Annotated in this window: 17 protein-coding genes; 9 read left to right on the top strand and 8 right to left on the bottom strand. The window is 73.6% G+C overall.

All coding sequences use genetic code 11. The features are described from left to right. Positions 1–32 precede the first annotated feature (32 nt). Positions 33–4622, bottom strand: coding sequence for an ATP-dependent helicase (locus ACZ6JS_RS28925; protein WP_469302215.1), 4590 nt, complete (start codon positions 4620–4622; stop codon positions 33–35). Positions 4623–4702: 80 nt separating this feature from the next. Here ACZ6JS_RS28925 and ACZ6JS_RS28920 point away from each other — a divergent pair, with 80 nt between their 5' ends. The 4 genes from ACZ6JS_RS28920 (at position 4703) to ACZ6JS_RS28905 (ending at position 7164) form a co-directional block, all read left to right on the top strand. Next, a complete protein-coding gene (locus ACZ6JS_RS28920) occupies positions 4703–5536 on the top strand; it encodes an AraC family transcriptional regulator (RefSeq protein ID WP_469302214.1) in 834 nt (277 codons plus the stop codon). Between the two features lie 144 nt (positions 5537–5680). Then, entirely contained in the window at positions 5681–6076 is a 396-nt protein-coding gene (locus tag ACZ6JS_RS28915) for a DUF2716 domain-containing protein (protein WP_469302213.1), read from the top strand. A gap of 75 nt (positions 6077–6151) precedes the next feature. Then, positions 6152–6859: an AzlC family ABC transporter permease gene (locus tag ACZ6JS_RS28910; protein ID WP_469302245.1), complete on the top strand. Its 708-nt coding sequence runs from the start codon at positions 6152–6154 to the stop codon at positions 6857–6859. Further along, positions 6856–7164: an AzlD domain-containing protein gene (locus ACZ6JS_RS28905; RefSeq protein ID WP_469302211.1), complete on the top strand. Its 309-nt coding sequence runs from the start codon at positions 6856–6858 to the stop codon at positions 7162–7164. The genes ACZ6JS_RS28910 and ACZ6JS_RS28905 overlap by 4 nt, the downstream gene beginning before the upstream one ends. Here ACZ6JS_RS28905 and ACZ6JS_RS28900 read toward each other — a convergent pair. Next, positions 7133–8035 carry a hypothetical protein gene (locus ACZ6JS_RS28900; protein WP_469302210.1) on the bottom strand — a complete coding sequence of 301 codons (903 nt, stop codon included), beginning with the start codon at positions 8033–8035 and terminating at the stop codon, positions 7133–7135. The genes ACZ6JS_RS28905 and ACZ6JS_RS28900 overlap by 32 nt on opposite strands. Positions 8036–8269: 234 nt before the next feature. On the opposite strand from ACZ6JS_RS28900, the gene ACZ6JS_RS28895 reads away from it, so the two are divergent. Continuing rightward, positions 8270–8464: a DUF3046 domain-containing protein gene (locus tag ACZ6JS_RS28895; protein ID WP_037929867.1), complete on the top strand. Its 195-nt coding sequence runs from the start codon at positions 8270–8272 to the stop codon at positions 8462–8464. Between the two features lie 304 nt (positions 8465–8768). Beyond that, on the top strand, positions 8769–9857 hold the full coding sequence (locus ACZ6JS_RS28890) for an AI-2E family transporter (protein WP_469302243.1): 1089 nt from the start codon (positions 8769–8771) through the stop codon (positions 9855–9857). Here ACZ6JS_RS28890 and ACZ6JS_RS28885 read toward each other — a convergent pair. Then, positions 9811–10566, bottom strand: coding sequence for a Clp protease N-terminal domain-containing protein (locus tag ACZ6JS_RS28885; RefSeq protein ID WP_469302209.1), 756 nt, complete (start codon positions 10564–10566; stop codon positions 9811–9813). The genes ACZ6JS_RS28890 and ACZ6JS_RS28885 overlap by 47 nt on opposite strands. Before the next feature lie 110 nt (positions 10567–10676). Here ACZ6JS_RS28885 and ACZ6JS_RS28880 point away from each other — a divergent pair, with 110 nt between their 5' ends. After that, positions 10677–11312, top strand: a complete 636-nt coding sequence (locus ACZ6JS_RS28880) for a class I SAM-dependent methyltransferase (protein ID WP_469302207.1) — start codon at positions 10677–10679, stop codon at positions 11310–11312. Positions 11313–11316: 4 nt separating this feature from the next. Here the strand turns inward: ACZ6JS_RS28880 and ACZ6JS_RS28875 are convergent, their stop codons facing one another. Both ACZ6JS_RS28875 and ACZ6JS_RS28870 read right to left on the bottom strand, forming a co-directional pair. Next, positions 11317–12360, bottom strand: a complete 1044-nt coding sequence (locus ACZ6JS_RS28875; RefSeq protein WP_469302206.1) for a S66 family peptidase — start codon at positions 12358–12360, stop codon at positions 11317–11319. Positions 12361–12432: 72 nt separating this feature from the next. Next, positions 12433–13488, bottom strand: a complete 1056-nt coding sequence (locus ACZ6JS_RS28870; RefSeq protein WP_469302204.1) for a PP2C family protein-serine/threonine phosphatase — start codon at positions 13486–13488, stop codon at positions 12433–12435. A 237-nt stretch (positions 13489–13725) separates the two neighbouring features. Between ACZ6JS_RS28870 and recA the strand changes: the two genes are divergently transcribed. Together recA and recX are read left to right on the top strand one after the other, a co-directional pair. Beyond that, positions 13726–14838 carry a recombinase RecA gene (recA, locus tag ACZ6JS_RS28865; RefSeq protein ID WP_469302203.1) on the top strand — a complete coding sequence of 371 codons (1113 nt, stop codon included), beginning with the start codon at positions 13726–13728 and terminating at the stop codon, positions 14836–14838. A gap of 3 nt (positions 14839–14841) precedes the next feature. After that, positions 14842–15408, top strand: coding sequence for a recombination regulator RecX (recX, locus tag ACZ6JS_RS28860; RefSeq protein WP_469302202.1), 567 nt, complete (start codon positions 14842–14844; stop codon positions 15406–15408). 250 nt (positions 15409–15658) lie between these two features. Here the strand turns inward: recX and ACZ6JS_RS28855 are convergent, their stop codons facing one another. From ACZ6JS_RS28855 to ACZ6JS_RS28845, 3 genes are all read right to left on the bottom strand, one after another. Next, complete coding sequence (locus tag ACZ6JS_RS28855) at positions 15659–16102, bottom strand: rhodanese-like domain-containing protein (protein ID WP_469302200.1); 444 nt, start codon at positions 16100–16102, stop codon at positions 15659–15661. Next, entirely contained in the window at positions 16099–16638 is a 540-nt protein-coding gene (locus ACZ6JS_RS28850) for a cupin domain-containing protein (RefSeq protein WP_469302199.1), read from the bottom strand. Before ACZ6JS_RS28850 ends, ACZ6JS_RS28855 begins: the two co-directional genes overlap by 4 nt. Before the next feature lie 78 nt (positions 16639–16716). Next, a complete protein-coding gene (locus tag ACZ6JS_RS28845) occupies positions 16717–16803 on the bottom strand; it encodes a putative leader peptide (RefSeq protein ID WP_311318651.1) in 87 nt (28 codons plus the stop codon). Between the last annotated feature and the right edge of the window lie 30 nt (positions 16804–16833).

The following is a 16833-nucleotide window of genomic DNA, read 5'->3' as shown; positions in this document are numbered from 1 at the left end:
CTGACGCGCCGACCCGGCCGTGGGGGCGCTGGTCACTGCCGCAGGCGCAGCCCCCGGGGTGTGGCATGGAACCCGGCCGCTTCGAGCGGAGCCCCGAGGGGCGAGGTGAGTGCGGCCGCGGCGTTGATCCGCTCCACCGTCAGCGCCGGCAGGGTTCCCGCCCGGCAGCCGGCGGCGAGGGCGCCGACCGCCGCCGTCAGGCGCGCGTCCTCCGGGCCCGGCCAGGCCAGCAGCGTCTTGCCGCCGCGCTCCAGGTACAGGGTGAGCTCCCCGTCCACCAGGACCACCAGGGAGCCCGCCTTGCGGCCCGGCTTGTGGGTGGCACCGGCCGGGGGCTCCGGCCACGGAAGGGCCGCGCCGTACGCGTTCGCCGGGTCGGCGGCGGCCAGCACCACCGCCGCCAGCGGGGGCGGTGTCCGCTCGGCGGCCCGGAGCCGGTCCACCGCGCCGTCCATCGCGAACTGGGCAGCGCCCAGCCCCTCGACCACATAGCCCCGACGGGCCTGGCCGCTGTCCTCGAAGGCCGACAGGACGCGGTAGACCGCGCTGAAGCCCCCCTCGACGCCCTCCGCCGCGACCGCGCCGCGCGTCACCACCCCGTGCCGGTCCAGCAGGGTACGGGCCAGGGCGTGGGCGCGGTGGGTCGCGTCGGGCGCCGGGGACGGCAGCAGCGACCAGCGACCGGAGACCGTGGGCGGGCCCGTGCGCGACGCGGCCGCGCTCAGCGTGCCGTACCGGCCGCGCGGGACGGTGCGGCGGGCCCGGTGGGCCGTGGAACCCGCCGTGCGGCCCGAGCCGAGCAGTGAGCGCAGCGGGGCGAGGGTGTCGTTGGTGAGCCGGCCCGACCAGGCCAGATCCCACACCGCCTCGGACAGGGCGAGGTCCGACACCTCGGGGATGTCGGCGCGCACCGCCTGCGCGATCTGCCGGAAGAACAGGCCGTACCCGCCGGAGAGCGCCGTCAGCACCGCCTGCTGGAGGGGGCTCGGCTCCAGGGGGTGCGGCGGCGGCAGAAGCAGCGGGGCGGCGTCCGCCAGGTAGAGCGACACCCAGCCGTCCTTGCCCGGGAGGGCTCCGGCCCCCGCCCAGACCACCTCACCGGTGGTCGTCAGCTCGTCCAGCAGGCCGGGGGCGTAGCCGGCCACCCGGGACGGCAGGATCAGCCGCTCCAGCGCGGAGGCCGGCACCGGCGCGCCCTGGAGCTGCTCGACCGCCCGGGCCAGGCCGTCGAGACCGCGCAGGGCTCCGCCCAGGTGCTGCCACCGGGGCAGGAAGGTGGCCAGAGACGTCGGCGGGACCGGTTCCAGCTCCTGGCGGAGCGCGGCGAGCGAGCGGCGGCGGAGCCTGCGCAGCACGGTCGCGTCGCACCACTCCTGGCCGATGCCCGCCGGGTGGAACTCGCCCTGCACCACGCGCCCCGCCGCCGCGAGACGGTTCAGGGCCCCCTCCGTCACCGCCGTACCCAGGCCGAAGGCGGCGGCCACGGCAGCCGTCGTGAACGGCCCGTGGGTGCGGGCGTACCGGGCCAGCAGGTCTCCGAGGGGGTCCTTGACCGGCTCGGTGAACGCCTCCGGGACACCGACGGGCAGGGCGGTGCCCAACGCGTCCCGCAGCCGGCCCGCGTCCTCGATCGCCGCCCAGTGGTCCGCGCCGGCGATCCGGACCCGGATGGCGCGGCGGGCGGCGGCGAGCTCCTGCGCCCAGGCCGGATCCGCCCCGCGAGCCGCCAGCTGGTCCTGCGTCAGCGGGCCCAGCAGCCGCAGGAGGTCGGCCACCGACTCGGCGTCCTTGGCCCGCCGGTCCTCGGTGAGCCACTGGAGCTCCCGCTCCAGCTCCTCCAGCACCTGCGCGTCGAGGAGTTCGCGCAGCTCCGCCTGGCCGAGCAGCTCGGCCAGCAGCCGCGAGTCCAGCGACAGTGCTGCCGCCCTGCGCTCGGCCAGCGGGGAGTCGCCTTCGTAGAGGAACTGGGCGACGTACCCGAAGAGGAGGGAACGGGCGAAGGGGGACGGCTCCGGGGTGGTCACCTCGACCAGCCGGACCCGGCGCGCCTCGATGTCACCCATCAGCTCGGTCAGGCCGGGCACGTCGAAGACGTCCTGGAGGCATTCGCGTACGGCTTCGAGCACGATCGGGAAGGAGCCGAACTCCGACGCCACCTGGAGCAGTTGCGAGGCGCGCTGGCGCTGCTGCCACAGCGGGGTCCGGCGGCCCGGACTGCGGCGCGGCAGCAGCAGGGCGCGGGCTGCGCACTCGCGGAAGCGGGATGCGAACAGCGCGGAGCCGCCCACCTGGTCGGTGACGATCTGGTTGACGTCACCGTGGTCGAAGGCCACGTCGGCCGCGCCCAGCGGCGCCTGCTCGTCGTCGAACTCGAAGGCGGGCGGGCCCGAGGGATCGTGGTCCAGGAGGTCCATGGACAGCAGGTCCGCGTCCGGGAGGCGGAGCACGATGCCGTCGTCGGCGTGCATCACCTGGGCGTCCATGCCGTACTTCTCGGCGAGGCGGGAGCTCAGCGCCAGCGCCCACGGGGCGTGCACCTGCGCACCGAACGGCGAATGGACCACGACCCGCCAGTCGCCCAGCTCGTCGCGGAACCGCTCCACCACGATCGTCCGGTCGTCCGGGACATGGCCGCAGGCCTCGCGCTGCTCGGCGAGGTACGCCAGCACGTTCTCCGCGGCCCAGGCGTCCAGGCCGGCCGCCACCAGCCGCAGTCGGGCGTCCTCCGCGGAGAGGGCGCCGAGCTCGCGCAGGAACGCGCCGACCGCGCGGCCCAGTTCCAGCGGGCGGCCGAGCTGGTCGCCCTTCCAGAACGGCAGCCGGCCCGGCACCCCGGGGGCGGGCGTGACCAGGACCCGGTCGCGGGTGATGTCCTCGATGCGCCACGAGGTGGTGCCCAGCGTGAAGACGTCCCCGACACGCGACTCGTAGACCATCTCCTCGTCGAGCTCGCCGACCCGCCCGCCGCCCTTCTTCGGGTCCGAGCCGGCCAGGAAGACCCCGAACAGCCCGCGGTCCGGGATGGTGCCGCCGGAGGTGACCGCGAGGCGCTGGGCCCCCGGCCGGCCCGTGACCGTCCCCGCCACCCGGTCCCAGACCACGCGCGGCCTCAGCTCGGCGAAGGCGTCCGACGGATAGCGGCCGGCCAGCATGTCGAGCACCGCCGTGAACGCCGACTCCGGAAGCGCCGCGAACGGCGCCGCCCGCCGCACCAGTGCCAACAGGTCGTCCAGCTGCCAGGTGTCCATCGCGACCATCGCGACCAGCTGCTGCGCCAGCACGTCGAGGGGGTTGGACGGGATGCGCAGGGACTCGATCGCCCCCGTCCGCATCCGCTCGGTGACCACGGCCGCCTGGACCAGGTCGCCCCGGTACTTGGGGAAGACCACCCCCGTGGAGACCGCGCCCACCTGGTGCCCGGCCCGGCCCACCCGCTGCAGCCCGGACGCCACCGAGGGCGGGGACTCCACCTGCACCACCAGGTCCACCGCGCCCATGTCGATGCCCAGTTCCAGACTGGAGGTGGCGACCACCGCCGGCAGCCGGCCCGCCTTCAGTTCCTCCTCCACCAGTGCCCGCTGCTCCTTGGACACCGAGCCGTGGTGCGCCCGGGCCAGCAGCGGCGGGGCGCCCAGGGCCGCACCCGACTGGGCCATGGCCTCGGCCGGCGAGGAGTGCTCGGGCAGCTTCTCGCCGACTGCCCGCTCGTACGCGATCTCGTTGAGCCGGTTGCACAGCCGCTCGGCGAGGCGGCGGGAGTTGGCGAACACGATCGTCGACCGGTGCGCCTGCACGAGGTCCGCGATCCGCTCCTCCACATGCGGCCAGATCGACGGCCTGTCCCCGCCCTCCCGGCCCTCCGTCGCGGGGGAGCCGCCCAACTCGCCCATGTCCTGCACCGGGACGACCACCGACAGGTCGAACTCCTTCGCGGACGGCGGCTGGACGATCTCCACCTTGCCGCGGGGCGCGAGGTACCGGGCCACCTCGTCCACCGGGCGGACCGTCGCCGACAGCCCGATCCGGCGGGCGGGGCGCGGCAGCAGCACGTCCAGCCGCTCCAGGGAGACGGCGAGGTGCGCGCCGCGCTTGGTTCCGGCGACCGCGTGGACCTCGTCCACGATCACCGTCTCGATCCCGGTCAGCGCCTCGCGCGCCGCCGAGGTCAGCATCAGGAACAGCGACTCGGGCGTGGTGATCAGGATGTCCGGCGGCCGCGTGGCCAGCGCCCGCCGCTCCGCCGCCGGGGTGTCGCCGGAGCGGATCCCCACCCGGATGTCGGGCTCCGGCAGCCCCAGTCGGACGGACTCCTGGCGGATCCCGGTCAGCGGGCTGCGCAGATTGCGCTCGACGTCGACGGCCAGCGCCTTCAGCGGCGACACGTACAGGACCCGGCAGCGCTTCTTCGACTCGGCGGGCGGCGGGGTCGAGGCGAGCCGGTCGAGGGCGGCGAGGAACGCCGCAAGGGTTTTCCCGGAGCCGGTGGGCGCCACCACCAGCACGTCCGAACCCTCCCCGATGGCCCGCCAGGCACCCTCCTGCGCGCTCGTGGGCGTGACGAAAGCCCCCGTGAACCACGAGCGGGTCGCGGGGGAGAACGAGTCGAGCGCAGCGCCTGCCATGCCCCCATCGTGCACCCCGCCACTGACAACGCCCCGGACCTGGGCAAACACGCGTCGGCGAGGGGGCGCAGAATGGGGTGATGGGGACGGAAGAGCGCCACCGGGAGTGGGCACGGCACTGGCGGTACCCGCAGCTGCCCGGGCTGGACCTGCTGCGCGCCCACTACGTACGCCACACCTTCCCGCGCCACGCGCACGACGGGTACGTCATCGCGGCCGTCACCGGAGGCATCGAGGAGGTCGGCCTCCCCGGCCACGTCGTGCGCGCCGGTCCGGGCAGCGTGGTACTGATCAACCCCGAGGTGCCCCACACGGCGCGCGCCGGGGCGCCCGAGGGCTGGGCGTACGCCACCCTCTACCCCTCCAGCGCGCTGATCGCCGAGGTCGCCGCCGAGGTCGGCACCCTGCGCGGCACCCCCGGCTTCACCGCCGACGTCGTCGCCGACCCGCAGGCCTCGCGCACGATCACCGAGGTGCACCGGGCCGCCGAGGCCGGGAACGCGCTGGCCGCCGACACCCTGCTGCGGGGGGTGGTCGCCCGGATGCTGACCCGGTACGCCGAACCGCTGCCCGCCCGTACGGTCCGCGGCACGGGCGGCGCCGAAGCGGCCGCGGCCAGGGCGGTACTGGAGGAGCGCCTCGCCGACCCGCCGTCGCTGGAGCAGCTCGCCGCGGAGCTGGGGACGAGTCCGTTCGCCCTGCTGCGGGCCTTCCGGGAGCGGTACGGGATGCCGCCGCACACCTGGCTGACCGACGCCAGGGTCCGGCGGGCGCGCCGGCTGCTCGACGCGGGCACCCCGCCGGCGGAGGCCGCCGTGGCCGTCGGCTTCACCGACCAGCCCCACCTCAACCGCCACTTCACCCGCATCGTGGGCGTCCCGCCGGGCGCCTACCGGCGGGAGCGGGCCGTCTGAGGGCTGTCCCGTGATCCCCGGCGGGCGCACGGCGATGGCCACGGCGCCTCGCTGCCTTGTCGGAACGCCGGAAGCGGGCCGCCGACAGGCCGGTCGGCCTGATCGGCCGGCGGGCCGAAGCCCTGCTGTGGGACCGACTCGAGCGTGAGTTCGACTATCGCGAAAGTCCCCGGCTTCGCCGCACCCGCCCCCTGTGCCACCTGGCGGCTGAAGAGCACGCTCGCCGACGAACCGGACCTGATCGTGCGACCCGCCCTGGCGGCGCATACCCGTGCCGGGGGCCGACTGGTCCGGCTCGACCGGCAGCACAGCGGGTACACCTTCGATCCCCACCGGGTCGGCTCTCCCGGCGCCCCGGACCGGCCGGGAGAGGTCCACCCGGACGGGGACTACCACCTCTACCTCCACCCCGATCTGGCGTTCGGGACCTTCGGGCACCCCTGGGAGGAGACGCTGACCGTCTTCGGGGCTCCGCTGGTCGCCGCCGTCGAGGCGGAGCTCACCGCGCTGCTCGGGGAGCCGGTGAGGCGGCGGGACTGACGCCAGGTCGCGCGCAAGAACGTACAAGACCCGCACGGCGGGCCCGCGTACCTTCGGGGCGTGGGAGAGAAGCAGCTGGTCACAGAGCCAGAGATACGAGAGGCAGCGGCGCCCGACGGGCGGCCGCGGGCCGCGGTCGTACGGGACGCGCTCGGGGTCGGCGTCGCCGTCGGCCTGTCCGGATTCGCCTTCGGGGTGACCGCGGCCGGAGCCGGCGTCAGCACCCTCCAGGCCTGCGTGCTGAGCCTGCTCGTGTTCACCGGGGCCTCGCAGTTCGCCCTGGTCGGGGCGCTGGCCGCGGGCGGGAACCCGTTCACCGCCGCCGCCGGGGCGTTCTTCCTCGGCACCCGGAACGCCTTTTACGGGCTGCGGCTGTCACATCTGCTCCGGCTGCCGCACGCCGTACGGCCGCTCGCCGCGCACTGGGTGATCGACGAGACCACCGCCGTGGCGCTGGCCCAGCCCGACCGCAAGTCGGCCCGCCTCGGCTTCACCGTCACCGGGCTCACCCTCTACGCGCTGTGGAACCTCACCACCCTGCTCGGCGCGCTCGGTGCCGACGCCATCGGCGACACCCGGGCCTGGGGGCTGGACGCCGCCGGACCGGCGGTGTTCCTGGCCTTGCTCGCGCCGATGCTGAAGACGGCCACCGAGCGGGCGGTCGCCGCCCTCGCGCTGGTCCTCGGGCTCGGCTTCCTGCCCGTGCTGCCCGCCGGGGTGCCCGTGCTGATCGCGGCCCTGGCCGCCCCCGTCGTGCTGTGGTGGAAGGGACGCCGCTCGTGAACGTCTGGATCGCCATCGGGCTCACCGCCGTCGGCTGCTACGCCGTGAAGTACGCGGGGCTGCTCGTTCCCGCCGGCGCCCTGGAGCGGCCCCTGGTGCGCCGCCTGGCCGCGCTGCTGCCGGTCGCGCTGCTCGCCGCGCTCACGGCCCAGCAGACCTTCAGCACCGGGTCCGCCCTCGTCGTCGACGCCCGCGCCGCCGGGCTGGCCGCCGCCGGGCTCGCGCTGCTCCTGCGGGCCCCGTTCCTGGTCGTGGTCGCGGCCGCCGTCGTCGTCACCGCGGGGGTACGGGCCCTGGGCGGCTGACCTGCGCCGGGAGGCGCCCGTACGCCCGCAGGGTCAGCAGCGCCTCCAGCGTCGCGATCGGCCGCCGCTCCAGGGAGCTCCCCGGCGCCCAGGCCTCGCGGCGGACCGGCCAGCCGCCGTCCTGCTGCTGCGCGGCGGCCAGGAAGTCCAGCGAGCGGCGCATCTCCTCGTCCGTGAACCAGCCGCGGGCCAGCGACTCGGGCCGCCGCGCGAAGTCGTGCGGGAACAGCTGCTCGCCCGGTGCGTAGCCCGCGGCCGGCGGGAACTCCGCCCGTCGGCGCGGATCGAGTACGACGAGCCGCTGTTCGCGCACGAGCCGTCCCAGCCGGTCCGCGGCCGTCGCCGCGCGCGCCCGGTCAGGGACGCCGTCGAGGAAGGCAACGGCGCTCTGGACCTCGTACGGATGCGTGCGGTGCAGGTGCTCCACCCGGTCCCAGCAGAAGTCCGTGGCCCGGAAGAGCCAGGCGTGCCAGACGCGGTTGCGGTGCAGCAGGCCGACGACCGGGCCGGTGGTCAGCAGCTCGCCCGGCGGGTCGTCGTGCATCGGGTGGTACGGCGCCGCGGGGTAGTCGTGCGGGGCCGGGAACACCACCGGAAGCGCGCCCTCCGCAGTGGAGACCCCCGTCAGGTGGCGGCAGAGCCGCTCGATGCGCTGGCCCGCACAGCGGCCCAGGCTGTCCAGCACCCGCAGCGCGTGCGCGGTGTGCAGGGGCTGGCTCAGCGGGCCGCGAAGATCCGGATCGAGGGCGTGGCCGTAGCCGCCGTCGGGGTTGAGGTAGGAACCGAGCGCCGTGTCCACCGGGTCGGCCTCCCCGCCGAGGAAGTGGAACGCGAACCGCCGCTGTTCCAGCACACGGGCCGTGAGCCACATGAACCGCTCGGCGCGGGCCAGAGCGGACTGCCGGTCCGACGGTGGCTGCCGGTCCGACGGTGGCTGCCGGTCCGATGGGGGCTGCGGGGAGTCCGGGACCTGTGGGGATCGCGGGGATCGCGGGCTTTGCGGGGAAGCTTCGTCTCCGGGCATGCGTGCAACGTAGGACGCGGTGACGCGGGGGCGCGGGGTGAACGCCGCCGGTGCACTCTCCCGGGGCGGGATACTGGAGGCATGCGGTTGACGATTTTCTGGGAGCGGATGGCCGAGCACTTCGGCGCCGGCTACGCCGACTCCTTCGCGCGGGACCACGTCATGGCGGAGCTGGGCGGCCTGACCGTCCACCAGGCGCTGGAGGCGGGCTGGGAGACCAAGGACGTGTGGCGCGCGGTGTGTTCGGCGATGGACGTGCCGGCCTCGCTGCGCTGACGCCCTCCGGCGGCCGGAGCGCGGGCGGGGCGGCGTTTTTCGCTGCACGGGCCGCCGGTGGGACAGACTTGTGGGCGTGGCAGCCTTCGAAGAGACGACCGACCAGCCCGCAGCCGTCCAGGGCGCGCTGCCGCCGCCCCGGGCGGCCGACCCGGGCGCCGCCCCCGCCGCACCGGTCGCCTCCGGCCCGGAGCCGGAGCCGGACCCTAACGCGGCGGGCCCGGGGCCGGACCGGCCCGCCGATCCCGCATCGCCGCGCGGGCCCGTCGGCCCCGGCAGGCCGCCGGCCGACGGCGGTGAGCGCATGCCGCCCTGGCTGCCGCGCGCTGTGGTCCTCGTCCTGAGCCTGGTCGCCTGCTTCCAGCTCGGCAGCTGGGCCTTCCACCAGTTGATCGGGCTGCTCGTCAACGTCCTGATCGCGTTCTTCCTCGCGCTCGCGATCGAACCCGCGGTCGCCAGGATGGCGGCGGGCGGGATGCGCCGCGGGCTCGCCACCTTCCTGGTGTTCACGGCGGTGTTCGCCGTGTCCGTGGGGTTCCTCGCGCTGCTCGGCTCCCTGCTCGCCGGACAGATCGTGGCCATGGTGGAGGGCTTCCCCGGCTACCTCGACTCGGTGATCAACTTCATCAACTCCACCCTCAACACCGACCTGTCCCGGCTGGAGATCCAGGAGAGCGTGCTGCGCTCCGACTGGCTGCGCAAGTACATGCAGAACAGCGCGTCCGGTGTGCTCGACGTGTCCGCCACGGTGCTGGGCGGGCTCTTCAAGCTGCTGACGATCGGACTGTTCTCCTTCTACTTCGCCGCCGACGGACCGCGACTGCGGCGCGCGCTGTGCTCCGTGCTGCCGCCCGCGAAGCAGGCCGAGGTGCTGCGCGCCTGGGAGATCGCCGTCGCCAAGACGGGCGGCTACCTCTACTCGCGCGGACTCATGGCGCTGATCTCGGGTGTCGCGACCTACATCGTGCTGGCGGTCCTCGGGGTGCCGTACGCGCCCGCCCTCGCCGTGTGGGTGGGACTGGTCTCGCAGTTCATCCCCACCATCGGCACCTATCTCGCGGGCGCGCTGCCGGTCCTGCTCGCCTTCACCGTCAATCCCTGGTACGCGCTGTACGTCCTCGGATTCGTGGTGGTGTACCAGCAGTTCGAGAACTACATGCTCCAGCCGAAGCTGACCTCGAAGACCGTCGACATCCATCCGGCGGTCGCCTTCGGATCGGTCATCGCGGGCACCGCCCTGCTGGGCGCGGTCGGGGCGCTGATCGCGATCCCGGCCGTCGCCACCCTGCAGGCCTTCCTCGGCGCGTACGTCAAGCGCTACGAGCTGACGCGGGACGCGGACTCCTCTACTTCCCGTCCGCGTCGCCGAGTACGGCTGCCAAGGCTTCGTTGACGGTCGCCTCGGCGGCGGCCTTGTCCAGTCCGAGGCCGCTCAGCAGGCCCTCGCCGTTCTCCAGCTCCAGGAGCGCGAGCAGGATGTGCTCGGTGCCCACGAAGTCGTGGCCCAGGCGCAGGGCCTCACGGAAGGTCAGCTCCAGGGCCTTCTTGGCCGAGGCGTCGAAGGGGACGAGGTCGGGGATCTCGTCCTGGGCCGGCGGGAGTGCGGCGGTCGCGGCGGCCCGGACGTCCTCCGGCGAGACCTCCTGGGCGCGCAGGACGAGCCCCGCGAGGCCGTCGGCCTCGGCCATCAGGCCCAGGACCAGGTGCTCGGTGCGGATCTCGGCGTTGTTGGCCGCGCGGGCCTCGTTCTGCGCGGTCACGACCACGTTGCGGGCGCGGGGGGTGAAGCGGCCGAAGCCCGCGTTCGGGTCGAGTGCGCCGGCGCCCTCCTTGTCCGCCTTGGGGACGAAGCGCTTCTGGGCCGCCTGGCGGGTGACGCCCATGCTGCGCCCGATGTCGGTCCAGGAGGCGCCGGAGCGGCGGGCCTGGTCGACGAAGTGGCCGATGAGGTGGTCCGCGACGTCCCCGAGGGCCTCAGCGGCGACGACGGCGCCGCTGAGCTGCTCCAGGGGATCGGTGTGGACCTTGTTGATGGCCTCGATCAGGTCGTCGAGGCGTACCGGGTTGGTCATGCGAACGGGTTCCACCGAAGGGTTCGTCATAAGTGCAACCCTAGGTTGACAGTCGAGAGGGTGTCAACCTTGGGTTGTCACTTGGTGGCGGATTCGCCGCGCCCCGGTGTCATGCTGGGAACACGGACTCGGAGGCTGCGATGGGTTTCTACGCCGAACGGATCGTTCCGCGGATCGTCGACCTCGCATGCGGGGCACGGGCCACCCTGCCGCTCAGGCGGCGCGTCTGCGCCGGCCTGGCCGGGGAGGTCGTCGAGATCGGTTTCGGTTCCGGCCACAACGTCCCCTTCTACCCGCCGGGTGTCACCGGCGTGGCCGCGATCGAGCCCTCGGACCTGGGGTGGAGGCTCGCCGCCGACCGCGTACGGGCCTCGCCGGTCCCGGTACGGCGGGCCGGCACGGACGGCCGGTCGCTGCCCTTCGAGGACGGCGCCTTCGACGCCGCCCTGTCCACGTGGACGCTGTGCACCATTGCGGATCCCGTGGCGGCCCTGCGCGAGGTGCGCCGCGTACTCAAGCCCGGAGGCGGCCTCCACTTCGTCGAGCACGGTCTGGCGCCGGAGGAGGACCCGCGCGTGCGCCGCATGCAGCGACGGATCGAGCCGCTGCACAAGCGGCTCTGCGGCGGGTGCCACCTCACCCGGCCGACCGTGGACCTGCTGACCGCCGCCGGCTTCACGGTCGCCGAACTCGACGTCTTCTACCAGGAGCGCGCGCCGAAGCCCTTCGCCGCCGACTCGCTCGGCGTCGCGCTCTCGCCCGGCCCCGGGGGGTGACGGCTCAGTAGGTGACGGTGATCCGCCGGGCCGGCCCGTCCACCCTGATCCGCCCGCCCACGGGGACCACGAGCTGCGGGTCGGTGTGGCCGAGGTCCACGTCGAAGACGGCCATCGTGTCGGGGGCGTACTGCCGCAGCGCGCGCAGGACGGCCTCGCGCTGCTCCTTGCGGTACCGCTCCTTCCGTTCGGCGTCGAACGGGTTCTCGAACGACCAGCTCTTCGCCCGGCCCATCAGCAGCGCGGGGAACTGCCGCAGGAGGCCGCGCTCGCCCATGTTCCGGAGCATCCGGTAGACCTCCTCCGCGCGCGGCATCTCCTCGGAGGTCTCCAGGAACAGCACGTCGCCGGCGTACGCGTCGGGGGGCAGCACCTCGCGGTCGGCCGCCAGCATCCAGGTGAGGATCTCCAGGTTGCCGCCCCAGCCGGCGCCCTCGACCACGCGGTCGTCGTTGTGCCAGGTCCAGCCGTAGGAGCGTTCCATCGGAGGCTCGGACTCGAAGGTGTGCGGGTCCTCCCAGGGGAGGTTGACGTCCCCGTACTCGCCGGACCGGTTGAGCTCGTAGGCGCCCGAGGTGAACAGCGCCGCCCGGAGCGAGTCGGCGGTGGCCGGATGCATGGCGCCGGGTCGGCCGAGCTCGACCATCACCGAGGCGCCGTGGTAGCAGACGATGCCCAGGTTCCGCAGGAACAGCAGGAGGTTGGTGTTGTCGCTGTAGCCGACGAACGGCTTGGGGTGGGCGCGCAGGAGGTCGCCGTCGAGGTGGGGGAGGACGGTGATCTGGTCGTCGCCCCCGATGCTGGCGATCACCGCCTTGATGTCGGGGTCCGCGAAGGCGGCGTGGATGTCCGCGGCCCGCTCCTCGGGCGTCGCGCCCATCTTCCGCGTGGTGGGGTACTCGACGGGCTCCAGTCCGAAGTCGTCACGGAGCCTGCGAAGCCCCAGTTCGAAGGGGAGCGGGAACAGGCCGGGCAGCCCGGCGGAGGGGGACAGGACCGCGATCCGGTCCCCGGGACGGGGCTTGGGCGGATACAGGAATTCGAACATGTGGCGATCGTATGAGCCCCGCGCCCGCGCGGCCGTGAATTGGCGGACGCGAGCCCCGCCGGTGCCGGGCGCTCACGGAAGATCCGTGGCCACGGGGTCGCGCAGGCGGACGGCGAGGGCCGCGATGTCGTCGTCGAGGCGCCCCCTGCTGTAGCGCAGGAGGTCGCGGTGGAGGGCCGTGAGCAGCTCGTGGGGCGGCGTCGGGGGCTGCCGGTCCATCCAGGCGGCCAGCGGGAAGAACTCGCCGTCGCGGGCGCGGGCCTCGGCGATCCCGTCGGTGTAGAGCAGCAGCAGGTCGTCGGGGGCGAAGTCGAAACTGTCGATGCTGTACTGATCACCGATCAAGTCCGCGAGACTGAGCAGCGGCGACGGGGTGGCCGACTCGAGGGTGCGCAGCCCGCCGCTGGTCAGGAGCAGCGGCGGGGGGTGTCCGCAGTTGAGGACGTCGATGCGTCCTCCCTCGTGCGGGATCTGCACGAGCAGGGCGGTGGCGAAGCGCTCCATCGGCCCCTCGGGCGGGAAGGCGGCGTTGTAGCGGGTGCTGCTGGCGTCCAGTCGGCGTGCGACCTCGACCAGGCCGGTCTCGCCGTAGGCGGCCTCCCGGAAGGCGTTGACGATCGCCGCGGCGGCCCCCACCGCGGGCAGGCCCTTGCCGCGTACGTCGCCGATGAGCAGCCTGACCCCGTGCGGGGTGTCGACCACCTCGTAGAAGTCCCCGCCGATGCGGGCCTCCGCCGCGGCCGCGAGGTAGAGCGACTCGATCTCGATCCTGCCGAGGAGGCGCGGCATGGGGCTCAGGACGACCTGCTGGGCCGCGTCGGCGACGAGCCGCACCTGGAAGAGCGTGCGCTCCCGCTGGAGCCGTACATGGCTCCCGTACGCGGCGGCCACGGTGACCGCGATGATCCCCGCGGCCGTCCACCACGTCCCGAGGTCCGGGAAGACGAAGCTGAGGCCGATCATCAGGATGAGGCAGACGGTCCCGAGCAGGACGGTGGGGAGCACCGGCCACATGGCGGCGGCCAGGGCCGGGGCCGCGGGCAGGAGGCGGCTGAAGGCCATCTCCGGCGGAGTGCTGTATGCCAGGCTGGCGATGACGATGGTCAGGATGACCGGCGACAGTCGCACAAGCCTTCCCGGGCCGGGGCGCCTACGATGTCGCGGCCGTCCAGACTCGATCACACTTCATAGGATATCTACGAAATCAGGGCATAGCGCTCTGAGTGCGGTGCGCTTGACACGGAAATCGAACATCCATTCTGATGAGTTATCCACAGCCGAACCGGTCGTGGAGGCGCATTGTCAGTGGCAGGCATTAGCGTCAATGGCGTGAAGCGATCGACTCAAGCAAACCGGGTGGAACCCATGGCAGGCACCGACCGCGAGAAGGCTCTCGACGCCGCGCTCGCACAGATTGAACGGCAATTCGGCAAGGGTGCGGTCATGCGCCTCGGCGACAAGCCGAACGACCCCATCGACGTCATCCCCACCGGGTCGACCGCGCTGGACATCGCCCTCGGTGTCGGCGGGCTGCCCCGCGGCCGCGTGGTCGAGGTGTACGGTCCGGAGTCCTCCGGTAAGACGACCCTGACCCTGCACGCCGTGGCCAACGCGCAGAAGGCCGGCGGCACCGTCGCCTTCGTGGACGCCGAGCACGCGCTCGACCCCGAGTACGCGAAGGCCCTCGGCGTCGACACCGACAACCTCATCCTGTCGCAGCCGGACACCGGTGAGCAGGCGCTGGAGATCGTGGACATGCTCGTCCGCTCGGGCGCCCTCGACCTGATCGTCATCGACTCCGTGGCGGCCCTCGTGCCGCGCGCCGAGATCGAGGGCGAGATGGGCGACTCGCACGTGGGTCTGCAGGCCCGTCTGATGAGCCAGGCGCTCCGGAAGATCACGGGTGCGCTCAACCAGTCCAAGACCACCGCGATCTTCATCAACCAGCTCCGCGAGAAGATCGGCGTGATGTTCGGCTCGCCGGAGACCACGACCGGTGGCCGCGCGCTGAAGTTCTACGCCTCCGTGCGCATCGACATCCGCCGCATCGAGACGCTGAAGGACGGCACGGAGGCGGTCGGCAACCGCACCCGCTGCAAGGTCGTGAAGAACAAGGTCGCGCCGCCGTTCAAGCAGGCCGAGTTCGACATCCTCTACGGCCAGGGCATCAGCCGCGAGGGCGGCCTGATCGACATGGGCGTGGAGCACGGCTTCATCCGCAAGGCCGGTGCCTGGTACACGTACGAGGGCGACCAGCTCGGCCAGGGCAAGGAGAACGCCCGCAACTTCCTCAAGGACAACCCGGATCTCGCGAACGAGATCGAGCGGAAGATCAAGGAGAAGCTGGGCGTGGGCGTCCGCAAGGACGGCGACGGCGACACGACCGCTGCCGCCGCCGCGCCCGCCGATGGCACGGCGGTGCCCGCGCCCGCGTCGAAGGCCAAGACGACGGCCAAGGCCGCCGTGGCCAAGAGCTGACCCATGCGCGAGCAGGAAGGGGGCGGCGGGAGTCGAGGAGGCCGTGAGGGCCGCCAGGAGCTGCCGCCCCAGAGCCCCGAGGAGCAGGCGCGGGCGATCTGCCTGCGCCTGCTCACGGGGAGCCCGCGCACCCGGCGCCAGCTCGCGGACGCCCTGCACAAGCGGGGCATCCCCGAGGAGGTGTCGCAGGAGGTCCTCTCCCGGTACGAGGAGGTGGGCCTGATCGACGATGCGGCGTTCGCCGGAGCCTGGGTCGAGTCCCGCCACCGCGGCCGGGGCCTGGCCCGCCGGGCGCTCGCGCAGGAGCTCCGGACCAAGGGGGTGCACGCCACCCTCGTGGAAGTGGCCCTGGAACAGCTGGACTCCGACCAGGAGGAGCAGACCGCCCGCGAACTCGTGGAGCGCAAGCTCCGCTCCACCCGGGGCCTGGAGCGGGACAAGCGGATCCGGCGCCTGGCCGGGATGCTCGCCCGCAAGGGATACCCCGAGGGCATGGCTCTGAGAGTGGTCCGCCGAGCCCTGGAGGCGGAGGGCGAGGACGCAGACGACCTCGGGTGTCCGGGGGAGTGAGCCCCAGGGCCCGGGGTGCGGCCGGCCCGCCCCCGGCCGGGACGCCGGACGACTCCCGTGCCAAGGGGTGCCGCGCAGCGAGTTGACGCCATGATGCTGCGTTACCTCGGCGCCTTCGTCGCACTCCTGCGCGCGAGGGCCCTCGTGACAGCCTGCTGCAGCCTCCTCGACACAGGACTCCGCACCAAGATCCGCACCGAGTGCCGCGCGGCGGCGCGCACCGCTCGGGCAGCGCGGGCCCCCCGGGTGATCAGCGAAGGGGCGCCGATCCCGGTATGACGGGGAGGCCGGCCGACTTCCAGGCCTGGAAGCCACCGGTCAGGTCGGTCGCGCGGTGCAGGCCCAGGGCATGCAGGGAGACCGCGGCGAGACTGGAGGCGTACCCCTCGTTGCAGATCACCACCACCCGGAGGTCGTGGCCCGTGGCCTCGGGGGCGCGGTGGCTTCCCGTCGGGTCCAGGCGCCACTCCAACTCGTTGCGCTCGACCACCAGCGCCCCGGGGATCAGTCCGTCCCGCTCCCGCAGGGCCTGGTAGCGGATGTCCACCAGGAGGGCGCCGGCCGACGAGGCCGCCGCGTACGCCTCCTGGGCGTCGACGCGGGTGTATCCCGCTCGGACGCGCTCCAGCAACTCGTCGATACCGACCGGGGCGATCGGGGCGTTCGGGCCGCTCGGCTCGGCCTGGGCGCTCACTGCCAGTCCGCCGGACGCTCGACGTGCTCCAGGTGCAGCACGGGACCGCTGCGGCTGTACCGGCGGATCAGGGGCAGCGGCGGGTAGTAGGCGTGCACCGAGACCGCGTGCTCGTCCGGGGACTCGTTGAGGACCTCGTGCACGTGGTGACGCCCGAAGGCCCGCCCGCCGCCCGCCGTGAGCGTGCGGCTGCGGTCGACGCCGGGCGTCAGCTCCAGCGACCGCCACCCCTGCGAGGGCAGGCGTACGGCCAGCGAGCGTTCGGTGAGCCGACCGCGGGCGGTGGCGAACGCGCCGACGGATTCGGCGTGGTCGTGCCAGCCGGTGCCGGTGCCCGGCGGCCATCCGATCAGCCAGGCCTCGCTGCCGCCGGGCCCGTCGAGACGGATCCAGGTGCGGCCCTCCGGATCGAGCGGCAGCGAGGCCGTGATGTCGGGGTCGGCCGCGGCACGGAGGGCGAAGTCGAGGAGCTCGGTGGCCGTGGGGCCCCCGGCGAGTACGGACGCAGGGGTGTACGCGGGTGCGGGTACAGACATGGAAGGTGACCGTTCCTGGGTTCGCGGAGGTGCGCGCAGGCCGAAGGACGGCACGGGGCGCGCGGAGGGAAGGGCGAATCAACAGGAAGGGCGACACACGCACCCCGCGTAGCGGAGCAGGTCCATATGGACCCTCCGCCACAGGCGTACGTCGTTGCCGGTCATTTCGCGAGTGAACCACGCGGGCCCGCGCAC

This window comes from Streptomyces sp. NPDC046349 (genome assembly GCF_055587885.1).
Note: the sequence above shows the minus strand (reverse complement) of the source record. Positions and strands in the feature narration are given on the sequence as shown.

Excerpts from the sequence above, each read along its gene's own strand:
- ACZ6JS_RS28900 (WP_469302210.1), bottom strand. The coding sequence starts at position 8,035 with ATGTGGCTCACGGCCCGTGTGCTGGAACAGCGGCGGTTCGCGTTCCAC.
- ACZ6JS_RS28875 (WP_469302206.1), bottom strand. The coding sequence starts at position 12,360 with ATGTTCGAATTCCTGTATCCGCCCAAGCCCCGTCCCGGGGACCGGATC.
- ACZ6JS_RS28920 (WP_469302214.1), top strand. The coding sequence starts at position 4,703 with ATGGGGACGGAAGAGCGCCACCGGGAGTGGGCACGGCACTGGCGGTAC.
- ACZ6JS_RS28895 (WP_037929867.1), top strand. The coding sequence starts at position 8,270 with ATGCGGTTGACGATTTTCTGGGAGCGGATGGCCGAGCACTTCGGCGCC.
- recX (WP_469302202.1), top strand. The coding sequence starts at position 14,842 with ATGCGCGAGCAGGAAGGGGGCGGCGGGAGTCGAGGAGGCCGTGAGGGC.
- ACZ6JS_RS28885 (WP_469302209.1), bottom strand. The coding sequence starts at position 10,566 with ATGACGAACCCTTCGGTGGAACCCGTTCGCATGACCAACCCGGTACGC.
- ACZ6JS_RS28925 (WP_469302215.1), bottom strand. The coding sequence starts at position 4,622 with ATGGCAGGCGCTGCGCTCGACTCGTTCTCCCCCGCGACCCGCTCGTGG.
- ACZ6JS_RS28845 (WP_311318651.1), bottom strand. The coding sequence starts at position 16,803 with ATGACCGGCAACGACGTACGCCTGTGGCGGAGGGTCCATATGGACCTG.
- recA (WP_469302203.1), top strand. The coding sequence starts at position 13,726 with ATGGCAGGCACCGACCGCGAGAAGGCTCTCGACGCCGCGCTCGCACAG.
- ACZ6JS_RS28850 (WP_469302199.1), bottom strand. The coding sequence starts at position 16,638 with ATGTCTGTACCCGCACCCGCGTACACCCCTGCGTCCGTACTCGCCGGG.
- ACZ6JS_RS28890 (WP_469302243.1), top strand. The coding sequence starts at position 8,769 with ATGCCGCCCTGGCTGCCGCGCGCTGTGGTCCTCGTCCTGAGCCTGGTC.
- ACZ6JS_RS28880 (WP_469302207.1), top strand. The coding sequence starts at position 10,677 with ATGGGTTTCTACGCCGAACGGATCGTTCCGCGGATCGTCGACCTCGCA.